The sequence below is a fragment of the Kitasatospora sp. NPDC093550 genome, from assembly GCF_044764985.1.
GTDB lineage: Bacteria > Actinomycetota > Actinomycetes > Streptomycetales > Streptomycetaceae > Kitasatospora.
Genome location: NZ_JBIWJF010000015.1, coordinates 1 through 12211 on the forward strand (window position 1 = coordinate 1; position 12211 = coordinate 12211).

Sequence of the window (12211 nt, forward strand, 5' to 3'; positions counted from 1 at the left end):
AGTTGTCCTATTTCTCGAGCGCCCGACCTGGGAGTCAAACCGCATCCAAACGGACACCCTGCCGCGGCCCCCAGCCTTGTGAAACAACCTTTAGGCGCTGCGGGCGTCGCCTCCGCCCCGCCGGGCGTGCCGGGCGCGGGCGGGCAGTGCGGCCCAGACCGTCACCTCGCCGGGCGCGTCGCGCACGCCCCAGTCGCTGGCGAGCTGGTCGACGATGCCCAGGCCGCGGCCGCCGCGCGAGGTCAGCGAGGGACTGGCGGGCAGCGGCCGGGTGGTCGCACCGCCGTCGGTGACCTCCAGGGTGAGCACGCCGTCGGTGTGCATCTGCCAGCGGACCAGCACGCCGCCGTCGGGCTCCCCGGTGTCCTCGCCGTGCTCCCGGCCGCCCGGTGCGGGGTGCGCCCCGGACGGGACGCCGACCAGCACCTGCCCGAGCACCTCGGCCCGGGCACTGCGGCCGAGCGCCGGCAGCGGGCCGAGCGGGCGGGCGTACCGGCACGCATTGCTCAACAGTTCGGAAAGGATCAGTACGGCATCATCGATGACCGGTTCCGGTATCTGCCGGTCACCCAGATCTCGACGCAGTCGGCGCCGTGCGACCCCGACACTCGCTGGGCCGTGCGGCACTGCCATGGTCGATGAAGTCGGCACTTCACGCGCCACCATCAACGCCACCCCCGGACCTCCTTCAGCGTATGCCGAGGGAGAGATGCCCCTTGGTAATGCGTCGGAAACGAGCACCCGACGATTCCGCGAGCCCATTTCGAGCATCGCGACAGACCGTCGACCGGAGGTCATTCCGTGCTCACCCTCCGTCGCCCGGCGGAGTCCGGGAGAGTCCGGAAGAGGCCGGAAGAGTCCGCGGGGAGAGAAATTCCGGCAATATCGCGCGGGGAAGGTTTGACTGCCGACCAGGCTGATCAGTGCGCACCGGGACGGCCCCGGACGCACCGGCGGATCACCGTCCGAGCTGCGCCAGTACCTCGGCGGGCCGGTTGGTGATGATCGCGGACACCCCGAGTTCCAGGCAGAGCTCGACGTCGGCCGGTTCGTCCACCGTCCACACGTGCACTTCGTGCCCCAGCTCGCGAAGCCGGGTGACCAGCTGGGGGCGGGCCCGCACCAGCTCGATGCCCGGCCCGGCGATCCGCGCTCCGCCCGGCAGCGGCGAGCCCTCGCGCAGCTTGCCGAGCAGCGGCAGTGTCCGCTCGAACAGGAACACCCGCCGGTACTGCGGTGCGGCGGCGGCCACCCGGTTCAGCGCGGTCGAGGAGAAGCTCATGATCCGGGCGGACGGGCGGTCGCCCTCCCGGGTCGCGCCGATCTTGAACCGCTCCAGCACCCGCAGCAGCTCGGTCTCCACCAGGCCGCGGAAGCGCACCGGGTGCTTGGTCTCGATGGCGAGGTCCACCGGCCGGCCGCAGTCCACCACCAGCTCCAGCAGACGCTCCAGGGTGAGCACGCCGCGCAGCTCGGGGTCGGTGCTGGGGCGGCCGGTCTTCCAGGCGCCGAAGTCGTACGACTCCAGCTCGGCGAGCGTCATGGCGGAGACGGTGCCCCGGCCGTTGGAGACCCGGCCGATCCGCCGGTCGTGCACGCAGACCAGGTGGCCGTCGGCCGTCACGCGGACGTCGCACTCCACCGCGTCGGCGCCCTCGTCGAGGGCGCGCCGGTAGGCCGCGAGGGTGTGTTCGGGCAGGGCGGCGGAGGAACCGCGGTGGGCGATCACCTGGACGGGCGACGCGGTGCGCGCCGCCGTCGAGGACAGGTCTGGGCTGGTCACGGGGCCAACGATAGGCGGCCGAGGTGAAGCGGGGGCGAAGACGGTCCCAATCCGCGGGGCCGTCCGCGGGCCCTCCGGCGCCGGTACCGGGGTCGGTGCCCGGCGCCGGAGGGCGGCGTCAGCGCGCGGCGCGGCGGGAGAGCGGGGTGAGCGCCCAGGTGGCCAGGGCCGGCACCAGGAAGGCGAACAGCGAGGCGGAGGTCCACTCCTGCGGGGTGAAGTGCAGGGTCTCCTGGGCGGAGGTCCAGAAGTCCGTCCACCAGCCGGCCACCTTGGTCGGTGCGATGAACTGGTAGACGGCGAAGCCCAGCAGCCACGGCAGCAGCATCGTCCAGCGGGACGGCGCGTCCTCGGAGAGGTCCCAGCCGCGGCGCCCGGCGCCGAGGAAGAAGTCCACCGCCAGCACCGCCAGCAGCGGCACGAACACCGAGCCGATCAGGCCGAGGAAGTTGTAGTAGCTGTCGGTGAACTGGTCGATCTGCAGCGCCAGCACGGTGGTCAGCGCGCCGATCCCGCCGCTCAGCACCCGCCGGTCGACCTTCGGCAGCAGGTTCTGCACCGACATCGCGGTCGAGTACACGTTGGCGAAGGACTGGTCCGTCTCGCGCAGCACCAGCACCAGCAGGAACAGCCAGCCGGCCCAGACGCCGAGGAAGGAGTCGAAGATCTTGTCGGGGTCGCCGCCGGACTGCAGCAGCGCCATCAGGCCGAGCACGTAGCACCAGACCTGGGCGATCGTGTAGCCGGAGAAGCTGCCCCAGAACGCCGAGCGCGGGGTGCGCGAGTGCCGGGTGTAGTCGGCGGCCAGCGGCACGAAGGAGATGGACACGGCGATCATCGCGTCGGTCGCGCCCAGGAAACCGTGCCAGTTGCCGGCGCCCGGGTCGGGCACGCCCTGGCGGCCCAGCTGGACGGTGAAGTACACCATCGCGACCGCCACCGCGCCGGCGACGAAGCGGCGCAGCACCGCGATCGAGCCCAGCGGCCAGATGGTCAGCGCGGTCGTCAGCGCGCCCGCGAGCAGCACGAACAGCCAGCGGTAGCCGGTGGTGTGGGCGACGGTCTGGGCGCCCGCCGAGATGGTCAGCAGCTCGAACACGCCCCAGCCGACGCACTGCACGATGTTCAGCACCGTCGGCAGGTAGGACAGCCGGGTGCCGAACAGCCCGCGCAGGCTGGCCATCGCGGGGGCACCGGTCCTGGCACCGATCAGCGCGGCCACGCCGAGCATCGCGGTGCCGACCGCCGTACCGACGGCGATCGCGGTCACCGAGGCGGCCAGCGAGAGCTCGCTGCCGGGGGCGCCGAGCACGGTGGCGGCGGTGGAGAAGCCGATCAGGCTGACGCCCAGGTTCATCCAGAGCGCGAAGTGGTCCCGGAAGCGCAGCGTGCGCGGCGGCTCGGTGTCCAGGACCAGCGGCGCCTCGGCGCGCTCGGGCCGGTCCAGGACGGCGGTGGCCGAGGCCGGGTGGTCGGGGAAATCCTTGGACGCGGGTGCGCCCGAAGAAGAGGATGGCGAAGCAGGCGGCATGGCCGATACTCCCTACGCCGGCATTACCCGGACAGGTTCCGGCGGTCAGCGCCCCCTCGGCCGTCCGCCTCGCTCGCGTGGCGTACGGTCGACATGCGCACTCTCAGCCTGGTCGGTCCAAGCTCCCGCGTGTCAGTTTGGAGCGACAGGCTAACCGGCACGGGGGCGAACGCCAAGGCCAGGGCGGGTGCCGTCCGCATCGCGGGACGCCCGGCGGGGGCGGCGAACCATCGGCCGTCGGCGCGGGCTAAGGATTCTTATGAGTTCTTCAGAGGGGTCCTTACGACAACCGAATCGGCAATGCGAAAAACTATGGTCCTTGGTTCTGCCAGCTATGGAGGTCGTCCGTGAGCACCGAGCGCGAGGTTGGGCCCACCGGGCCGCAGGGGGAGCAGCCCGCAGGCCCGGAGGCGGCTGAGTCCGCTTCCGAAGCCCCCGCTCAGGGCGGGCACAAGCCGACCATGGCGTTCCGCCGGGTCCCCGAGCCGCAGGCCGCCCCGGTCGACGCCGGTGAGGCGGCCGACGCCGCTCCGGCGGACGGCGGGCACAAGCCGACCATGGCGTTCAGCCGGGTCCCCGAGCCCGAGGCGGCGCCCGCGGCGCCCCCGGCGGCCGAGGCCGCGCCGGCGGAGGGCGGGCACCGGCCCACCGTCGCCCTCACCAAGGTCCCCGAGCCGGAGGCGCCCGCCGCGCCGGTCGCGTCGGCCGCCGAGGAGCCGGCCGTCGACCCGGCCACCGGGTACATCGACGCGCCGCCGCCGGTCCTGCCCCCCGCCGCGGCCGCTCCCGCCGCGGCCCAGGCCGCGCCCGCGGCCCCGGCACTGCCGCCGGCCGCCAACCCGTACGCCACCCCGACCCACGGCGTGCCCGCCGCCGGTGCGCACGACCCGTACGGCACCGCCCCGGCCGCGCCCGCCGCGCACGCCCACCACCCCTTCGGCGCCGGCCAGCCGCTCGGCGGCTGGGGCCCGACCCACGACGCCGCCGGCGGCGCGGGCTTCCCCGGCGGCCCGGCCGGCCCGCTCGGCTACCCGGGTGAGCACCCCGGCGGCCCGCACGGCGGCGGCCCGCGCAAGAAGCGCGGCGGACTGGTCGCCCTGATCGCGGCCGTCGCGCTGGTCGCCGGGGTGGCCGGCGGCGCGCTCGGCGTGACCATCGCCGACCGCAACCCCGGCTCCAGCTCGGCGGACGACCACCGCAGCACCACCGTCCAGGCCAGCGACACCCAGAAGAACGAGCCCGCCCCCGGCTCGATCGCCGCGATCGCCCAGAAGGCGCTGCCCAGCGTCGTCACCATCAAGGCGCAGGGCAACGGCGAGTCGGGCACCGGCACCGGCTTCGTCTTCGACACCGAGGGCCACATCCTCACCAACAACCACGTGGTCGCGCCGACCCTCAACGGCGGCAAACTGACCGTCAAGTTCGCCGACGGCACCTCGTACAACGCCTCGGTGCTGGGCCACGCCGAGGGCTACGACGTCGCCGTCGTCAAGATCGACAACCCGCCGAAGAGCAAGCTGGCCCCGCTGCCGCTGGCCGACTCCGACAAGGTCAACGTCGGTGACGCCACGGTCGCGATCGGCGCGCCGTACGGCCTGGAGTCGACCGTCACCAGCGGCATCATCAGCGCCAAGGACCGCCCGGTCGCCTCCGGCGACGAGACCGGCTCGCAGGCCTCCTACATGAACGCCCTGCAGACCGACGCCTCGATCAACCCGGGCAACTCCGGCGGCCCGCTGCTCGACTCCGGCGGCGCGGTGATCGGCATCAACTCGGCGATCCAGTCCAACGCCTCGGCCAACGGGCGGGCCGGCAGCATCGGGCTGGGCTTCGCCATCCCGATCAACCAGGCCAAGTGGGTCGCGGACACCCTGATCAAGACCGGCAAGCCGGTCTACGCCAAGCTCGACGTGCTGCGCAACGACGACTACAAGGGCGACGGCGCGCAGATCCAGACCCGCGACATCCAGGGCCAGCCGGCCGTCGTCCCCGGCGGCGCCGCCGACAAGGCCGGCCTCAAGCCGGGCGACGTCATCACCAAGCTCGGCGGCGTGCCGATCGAGAACGGCCCCGCCCTGGTCAGCCGGATCTGGACGCACAAGCCCGGCGAGACGGTCGACGTCGAGTACACCCGCAACGGCCAGACCTTCACCACCAAGGTGACCCTCGGCCAGCGCGACGGCGACCAGTGACCCCGGCCCGCTGACCCGCGACGCCGGGAAACCGTGTGCGCCGAACCCCGCCGGACCCGTTAGGCTGACCTCCGCCTGGAGAGCTGCCCGAGCGGCCTAAGGGAACAGTCTTGAAAACTGTCGTGGCGTGACCCGTCACCGTGGGTTCGAATCCCACGCTCTCCGCTGGTGGAGAAAGCCCAGATCAGGGCGGGTATCGGCAAGCTGCCGATACCCGCCCTTTTCGATTCCGTCCCAGCCTGTCCCACCTGTGTGCCGGGGTCGGTCAGGGTGTGTGGGCCAGCTGTGGGCCAGCGTGGAACGCCCGTGGAACGGAGTGACCACCTACGTGGTCAGGTCGTGGCCGTCGAGGAATCGCTGAATCAGCGCGTTTGCGTGGTCCTCTCGCCCAGCGATGATCTTCGCGTAGAAGCGGAGCAGGACGGCCACGCTGTGGCCGGCGCGGCGCGCAACCTCCATGGGGTCGACACCGGCGACCAGCCAGCCGGATACGGCGGTTGCGCGGCACAGGTACACCACGTTGGCCAACGGCGACGCGGACTCCTGAGGCGTGAGCCCCAGCTTCCGGGTCTCCTTCCAGACGGCCGACCACTCGTTGCTGAGCAGGCGCCCACCCCCGGCCGCCCGGAACAGTCGGCCGTCCGGTGCGATGCCGAATTCGGCAATGTGCTCCCGGAGCAGTTGGACGAGCACCGGTGGAATCGGTACCGGGCGCGTGGCTTTCCTGGCCCGCCGCTTGAGACCCCGCTCGTCGTGGGTCGACCCGTCGTCCGTCCACCGTGACCCGACCCCGGGCGCGCTTCCGTCGAGCACGATCTCGCCCCAGCCCTCCTTCGGCAAGGTGCAGTCCGACTCCAGGATGTCCAGTGCTTCCGACGGGCGGGTCGCCGCGTAGAGGATGCACCCGTAGAAGGCACGGAGGTGCCTGCCGCGGGCTGAAACCTGGCCAGCTGCTTCGATCAGCGCCCGGCCCTGTGCAGGGCTGGGCACCCACCGAAAGTCGATCTCGTCGTCAGTCTCCGGGGGACTCCAGTCAACAAACTGCAGGGGGTTCGTGGGGAGCTTGCGGCGCTCCACGGCGTACTGAAGAGCGTTGTTGAACACCATCCTCTTGCGGGTGATCGTGTTGTCCGCTGCGACGCCGCCGTTCAAGAGTCGGGAAAGGGCTTCCAGGGCCAGCCGAACGGTGTCGGAGTCCTCCAACTGGCTGATCTTGACGGACTTCCGCGCCATCCAGGCCAGCGCCTCGGTGACCTCTTCGGGCTGGTCCAACTGGTGCTCAGAGAAGTTGAACGCCCAGCAACTCAGGGCCCGTCGGAGCAGTTTCTCGTCCGGTGCTTCCCGTCGATCCGTCACCAGCGCGGGCGTGATGGTGGCGAGCGCGTCGGCGCGGGTCGCGCGGCTCTTCGCCGACGAACGCGCCCACTTCATCTGCGCGTACGCGGTCGCGTGGTCGAACCAGGTGCCCTCAGTCTGCTTCCGCAGCTCGGACACAGGTAGTCCACTCTCCTGGTCGAACTCCTCGCCGTTTTTCATCGCGGTCCGCAGCTCGGCGAGTCGTCCCGTGGCGAGCGTCTTCGTGGCGTAGCTCTTCGAGTGCGGTTTCGAGCCGACTTTCCACCGCAGCTCGAAGGGCAGCCGCCGGCCGGGGCGCTGGCGGATGGTGTACAGCTTCACGTCGTACGTCAGCACGTGTTCTCCAAACTGGCAGGGCCCCGGCGTCGGCCGGGGCCCTGGGCGGGTTAGCGGGCGGATCAGGCGGCGGTCTGTTCCTGTGCAGCCCACCAGGCGTCGAGGTCGCTCCGGCGAACGCGAATCTGGCCGTTGGGGAGCTTCATAGTCTTGGGCCCCTTCCCCAGGGCGACCATCCGGTAGTACGCCGAGCGGGACATCTCGATCTCTTCGAGGACTGCGGCGAGCTTGAGCTTCGGGTCCTTGACGGGCATGCCGGATCTCCTCCTGGGTTCAACAGGTGGGGGGTGGTGGCGTGGGTGGTGAGAGCAAGACGGAGACAGGGGTCTCTCGGTTTGTCCGAGGTGGGGATTTCTGCGTCACTGCGTCCTGTGCGTCACCCGGGCCTCTGACCTGGTGCTTTGCGTGACGCAGCGGTCCGGCGTGCGTCACGGGCTGCGTCACCGCATGACGCAGCCCGTGACGCGGTGACGCAGCGGTGACGCAGCGGCCGTCGTCTGCGTCACGCCCGTAGCGGCTGGTCAGGGGCCGTTTTCCGGCTCGCGTGACGCAGGTGACGCAGCGTCTTCCTACTTAGGAAAAAAGGAGGGGCTGTTTGCTTGTAGTCGGGTGCGCCTCAGAGCGAAAGAAGGAGCCGCTTCGCGGCGCGACCTCGGGCGGCTTCGCCGAACAGCAAGAAGAGCACCCGGGCGCCGGTGCTCTTCTTGCTTGTCCGGTGCGGTGAGGCGCGGTCAGACCAGCCGGGGCTGTTCGTGCGGGGGCGGGACAGCCGGGCGGGCCATTTCGAGGTAGCGGCCCTCCTTCGTGCGGCCGGTGTCGATGAGGACACCCCGGGCTGCGAGGGTGGGCTGGAGCCGCTTGAGGCGGTCGCTGAGGACCTTGCCGGTGGTCGGCCAGCCCTTGGGTAGCGGGCGCAGGTCGTCGCCGCTGTAGACGCGGCCGAGCAGCTGCAGCCACTGCGTGGAGGTCATGCGCTGCGCGCCCCCGGACTCGATGGTCTCGGCGTGCTTGAGGACGGTCTGCGCGAGCAGGTCGCCCTCGATCACGTCGTCGTTGAGGTCGTCCAGGCTGGCCCGGTAGGCGGCCAGTGCCCCGAGGTGGGTCGCGGCGTCGAGCTGCGCGCACAGGTGGGCGAAGTCGGCCATGCGCAGGTCGGTGGGGGTCTCCGCCTCGGCCGCGCGGACCTTGACCGTGAGGTCGAGCAGCGACCCCAGCACGACGGGCAGGACGTCCGCGTACTCGGCCCACAGCTCCGCCTCGGTGCGCCTCACGCTGGGCCGCTCCAGCCGCAGCGGCAGGAGGCGTTCGGCGAGGTCGGGGCGGATGACGCCGACGTCGATGCCGGTCAGCAGCAGCGGGCGGCGGTAGGCGGAGCGGTGGACGTCCCCGTCGGTGAACAGGGCGCGCTTGACGCTCTCGGCGCCGGTGACGATGCAGCACATGGCGTCGGACAGGTCCGGGCCCATGTGGCTCAGGTTGTCCAGGGCGGTGACCCACCCGGCCGCCACCGCCGCGATCAGGTTCTCCTCGTCCTTCGGCGCCCGCCGCAGGTCGCCGCTCATCCCCTCGATGATCCTCACCAGCATCCGGCCCCCGGTGGACTTGCCCGCGCCCTGCGGACCGGTGAGGAACGGCGCCGGCACCGGGACGGACGGCCCGAGGCAGCCGATCAGCCAGGCGATGGCCAGGCACTCGGCCTTGGCGTCGGCGAAGTTGCACAGCCGCAGCAGCAGGTCGATGCCCTTGCCGTCCGTGTCCTTCGCGGGCAGCGGCAGCTCCCCGGTGAGCTGGGTGCGACGCCAGCACACCTCACGCGGGTCCGGGACGGTGATGTCCCAGCCGGTGGGGTGGATGCGCACGGACAGGCCGTCGGCCCGCCCGAGGTCGAGCCAGGTGGCCCCGTCGAATCCGGGGGCCACCCGGATGTGGACGGGCTGCACCTCTTCGGAGAGTGCGAGGGCCTCGATCAGGTCGAGCGCCTCCTTGAGTGCGGTTCCGTTGAAGACTCCGCAGCCGTCGCGGTAGAGGCCGACCATGAGTTCCTGGCGGTGGCTGCCGGTGGTGCCCTGGGAGCGGATCGGCCGGGCCACGGGGTGGCCGGTGCGCTGGGCGTAGACGGTGCCGTCGGCGGTGCGGAAGTACCGGAAGTGCTGGCTGGCGTAGTCGGCGATGATCTCGCGGGCCGGGGTCTTCTCGTCCTCGGCCATGGCTACATCCCCAGCCGGGTGAGGGCGTTGGTCCACGCGTCGGTGCAGTGCCGGGGCGATTCGCCCTTGGCCTGTGCGGCGGCGAACAGCCGGGCGGTGTGTGCCTCGGTCAGGCAGCCGCAGCGGCCGTGCGTGGACAGCACGGCGAGGAACGTCGCGAACACCGTGGCGTGCACGGCGGCGGTGGCGTCGGTGATGCGCTGCTCGGCCATGGCGATGCCACGGGCCAGGTAGGTCGGGGTGCGGTGGGGGCACGTCCCGCCCCGGGCCGGGGAGGGCACCGTGACGGGCGCCGGTCGGGCAGCCGGGGGCGTCTTCACGACCAGGGCGCGGACGATGTCCGGCAGCGCGGTCAGGGGGCCGGTGCCGGGGCCGAGCCACCGGGCGTAGGACATGGACGACTTGATGTCGACGCCGGGCCGCACCGCGTTGGCGGAGGGCATGACGCCCTGGTAGAGCCAGTGCTCACCCCGGGTGGTCGCGACGGTCCGGGTCGCGGGCAGAGCCTCCCGCGCCCACGTGATGGCGTCCGTGTTGTCGAGGTCGACGACGGTCAGTCCGGCGCCGCCGGGGTGGTAGGCCACCGCCGCCGCCTGGCCCCACGCCCGCGTCCACGCGGGGGAGTTGAGGACGTCGGGGTCGGTGGTGGCGGCGGCCCAGCCGTGGCACGGCAGGGGGCAGGTGCAGGGGCCGGGCTGCTTCATGTTCGGCCGGCCGCCGCACGCGTTGCGGGCGCAGCGCGGGCAGTTGCCGAACGGCACCTTCCCGGCTCGCAACGGCAGCACGGGCACGCCGTCGGCGGCCAGGGAGAGCGCGACGGGCAGGTGCTCTCCCCGGATGTCCATCGGTTGGGTCATGCTGGAGGTCTCCAGTTCTCTAAGACGGTGCTGGATTGGCGGCGGCCCCGCTTCTTGGCGGGAGGGGGCCGCCGCTGCCGTTCGCTTCAGGCGGCGTGTGCGGCCGTGGTGTGGAGCTGCCGGGCGGCCTGCTGGCCGATGAAGCGGCTATAGGCCGGGGGGATGCACTCGCGGATGCCGTCGCGGGTCATCCACGGGACGGTGAGGGCCTGGCGGGCGTGGGAGACGCCGGAGAAGTTGCCGACGAAGTGGCCGAAGTGCCCGGGCGGGATGGGGCGGCCCATCTTGGCCTGCGGGGCGGTGTGCTCGGGGTCGGGCGGGGCGGTGAGGGTGAGGCCTCCGCCGGGCTCGAACCACCGGTGGCGGTAGGTCGGCAGGGCGAACATGGCGCCGCACAGCATGACCGGGTCGTGGAGCTTGGGCAGGGCGCCGCCGACGTTCTCGATCACCCACGGCCGCCCGGTGGACTGGAGGGCTTCGCGGGTGGGGCCGATCAGGTCGGGGTGCCGGTTGCGCTGGATGCGCTGGGTCTCGCTGTCGTGCTGGCACGGCGGGGAGGCGTGCAGGAAGTCGAAGCGGTGCCCGTAGCGGGCAGTGAAGTCGACCGCGTCGGCCTGCGCGAAGCGGAACGGATACCGGGGCTGCGGGTCCTTGTCGACGCCGAGGACGTCGAACCCGGCGAGGTAGTAGCCCATGCCGGCGCCGCCCTGGCAGCAGTACGCGTCCAGGACCGTGAGGCCGTTCCAGGGCCGGGCGGGAAGCCAGTCGGCGGCCGGGCGGATCGGAGTGTCCACAGGCGGCCCTCTCAGGCGGCCCGGCGCGCACCGGCGCCGGTGAACGGCAGGACGGTGGCGAGCCGGGCCGCCGGGGCGGTGACGGCCGGGGCGGGGGCGCCCTCGCCGCCGTCCGGCGGGGCGGTGTCCGTGGTGGCGGCGCGGGCGGCGCGTTCGGCGGCGGAGGCGGCGAGTACCTGGTTCACGGCGGCGCTGTCGGCTTTGCCGCGGTGCTGGGTGATGAGGGCGGCGGCGGTGAGGATGGCGCCGGGGGCGATGAGGGTGGCGGTCACGAGGGCGTCGGTGGTGGTGCTCACGGGGTTCCTCCGGTGCGGGCGGCGTGGGCGAGCAGGTCGACCAGGTCGGTGCCGAGCAGCGCGGCGCGCTGTTCGATGGCGGTCCAGGACTGGGGGTCGATGTGCATGAGCGCGGCGAGTGCGGCGGCCGGCTGGTGGTTGGCGGCGGCGGTGAGGGCTTCGCGCAGGTGCACGGCGGCGAGCGGCCGGATCGCGGCGGCGGCGGTCATCGCGGGCGCCGGTCAGTGGTTGCTGGCGGCGGAGACGACGGCGGCGAGCAGGTTGTTCACGGGCCCGGCCAGGCCGGTGGAGGCGGCGGTAAGGCCGGACAGCCAGACGATGAGGGCGGTGCCGGCGCCGACACGTTTGGTCCACACGAGGGTGATGGTGATCAGGCCGGTGACGGCGGCGACGGAGATGGTCACGTTCATGCGGTTCTCCCGGGGCTGAGCGGTGGGCGAGTGGTCTGGGGCGGGGTCAGTTGATGCCGGCGGTCCAGGTGCGGTGGGCCAGGTTGTAGAGATGGCGGCCGACGCGGATGCGCTTGCCGACGCCTCGGCAGCGGCGGCAGTGCTTACCGCGCTTGGGCTTGCCGCGCCGGTCGTGGGTGAGCTGGAAGCCGAGTCCGTCGCACTTGCGGCAGTCACCGAAGGGGCTCGCGGCGCACAACGCTGCGTAACAGAGCGCGGCGAGCAGGGCGGCGGCGAGCAAGGCGAGTATCAGGGGGGTCATGGGTGCCTCCGGGGCGGTTTCCGGCATGCGAGAGAGGGGTGCGCTAGGGGCTAGCTCCCTGATCAGGAGCTATATGGGCCGCTAGCGGGGGTGCTAGGTCTAGCGGGGCGGGCCGCTAGGCCTAGCACCTGTTCCTGGACCGTCCGGC

The 12211-nt window shown here is 72.2% G+C and carries 13 protein-coding genes, 1 tRNA gene and 1 riboswitch; of the genes, 2 read left to right on the plus strand and 12 right to left on the minus strand.

The annotated features are described in order from the left end of the window. Positions 1-90: 90 nt before the first annotated feature. The 3 genes from ACIRD3_RS23695 to ACIRD3_RS23705 form a co-directional block, all read right to left on the minus strand. On the minus strand, positions 91-675 hold the full coding sequence (locus tag ACIRD3_RS23695) for an ATP-binding protein (protein ID WP_402219996.1): 585 nt from the start codon (positions 673-675) through the stop codon (positions 91-93). Between the two features lie 283 nt (positions 676-958). Then, entirely contained in the window at positions 959-1783 is an 825-nt protein-coding gene (locus ACIRD3_RS23700; RefSeq protein WP_402219998.1) for a glycerophosphodiester phosphodiesterase family protein, read from the minus strand. Between the two features lie 118 nt (positions 1784-1901). Beyond that, complete coding sequence (locus tag ACIRD3_RS23705; RefSeq protein ID WP_402220001.1) at positions 1902-3314, minus strand: purine-cytosine permease family protein; 1413 nt, start codon at positions 3312-3314, stop codon at positions 1902-1904. Further along, positions 3307-3453, minus strand: a riboswitch (TPP riboswitch). (Overlaps the previous gene by 8 nt.) 208 nt (positions 3454-3661) lie before the next feature. On the opposite strand from ACIRD3_RS23705, the gene ACIRD3_RS23710 reads away from it, so the two are divergent. Together ACIRD3_RS23710 and ACIRD3_RS23715 are read left to right on the plus strand one after the other, a co-directional pair. Further along, complete coding sequence (locus ACIRD3_RS23710; RefSeq protein WP_402220003.1) at positions 3662-5506, plus strand: S1C family serine protease; 1845 nt, start codon at positions 3662-3664, stop codon at positions 5504-5506. 77 nt (positions 5507-5583) lie between these two features. After that, positions 5584-5671, plus strand: a tRNA-Ser gene (locus ACIRD3_RS23715). Between the two features lie 159 nt (positions 5672-5830). Here ACIRD3_RS23715 and ACIRD3_RS23720 read toward each other — a convergent pair. The 9 genes from ACIRD3_RS23720 to ACIRD3_RS23760 all read right to left on the minus strand — a co-directional run bounded on the left by ACIRD3_RS23720 (position 5831) and on the right by ACIRD3_RS23760 (position 12063). Then, positions 5831-7198 carry a tyrosine-type recombinase/integrase gene (locus tag ACIRD3_RS23720; protein ID WP_402220005.1) on the minus strand — a complete coding sequence of 456 codons (1368 nt, stop codon included), beginning with the start codon at positions 7196-7198 and terminating at the stop codon, positions 5831-5833. Positions 7199-7260: 62 nt separating this feature from the next. Next, positions 7261-7452 (minus strand): helix-turn-helix transcriptional regulator, encoded by a 192-nt coding sequence (locus tag ACIRD3_RS23725; protein ID WP_402220008.1) that lies wholly within the window; start codon positions 7450-7452, stop codon positions 7261-7263. A gap of 477 nt (positions 7453-7929) precedes the next feature. After that, positions 7930-9405: an ATP-binding protein gene (locus ACIRD3_RS23730; RefSeq protein WP_402220011.1), complete on the minus strand. Its 1476-nt coding sequence runs from the start codon at positions 9403-9405 to the stop codon at positions 7930-7932. 2 nt (positions 9406-9407) lie between these two features. Beyond that, entirely contained in the window at positions 9408-10262 is an 855-nt protein-coding gene (locus ACIRD3_RS23735; protein ID WP_402220014.1) for a DNA primase, read from the minus strand. Positions 10263-10348: 86 nt separating this feature from the next. Continuing rightward, positions 10349-10957 (minus strand): SAM-dependent methyltransferase, encoded by a 609-nt coding sequence (locus ACIRD3_RS23740; RefSeq protein ID WP_402220404.1) that lies wholly within the window; start codon positions 10955-10957, stop codon positions 10349-10351. A 110-nt stretch (positions 10958-11067) separates the two neighbouring features. Further along, entirely contained in the window at positions 11068-11352 is a 285-nt protein-coding gene (locus ACIRD3_RS23745; protein WP_402220017.1) for a hypothetical protein, read from the minus strand. Beyond that, complete coding sequence (locus ACIRD3_RS23750) at positions 11349-11561, minus strand: hypothetical protein (RefSeq protein ID WP_402220019.1); 213 nt, start codon at positions 11559-11561, stop codon at positions 11349-11351. Before ACIRD3_RS23750 ends, ACIRD3_RS23745 begins: the two co-directional genes overlap by 4 nt. A 12-nt stretch (positions 11562-11573) precedes the next feature. Next, the gene (locus ACIRD3_RS23755) at positions 11574-11762 is read right to left on the minus strand and encodes a hypothetical protein (protein ID WP_402220021.1); all 189 of its coding nucleotides are present in this window, start codon (positions 11760-11762) and stop codon (positions 11574-11576) included. A gap of 46 nt (positions 11763-11808) precedes the next feature. After that, positions 11809-12063: a hypothetical protein gene (locus ACIRD3_RS23760; protein WP_402220024.1), complete on the minus strand. Its 255-nt coding sequence runs from the start codon at positions 12061-12063 to the stop codon at positions 11809-11811. Between the last annotated feature and the right edge of the window lie 148 nt (positions 12064-12211).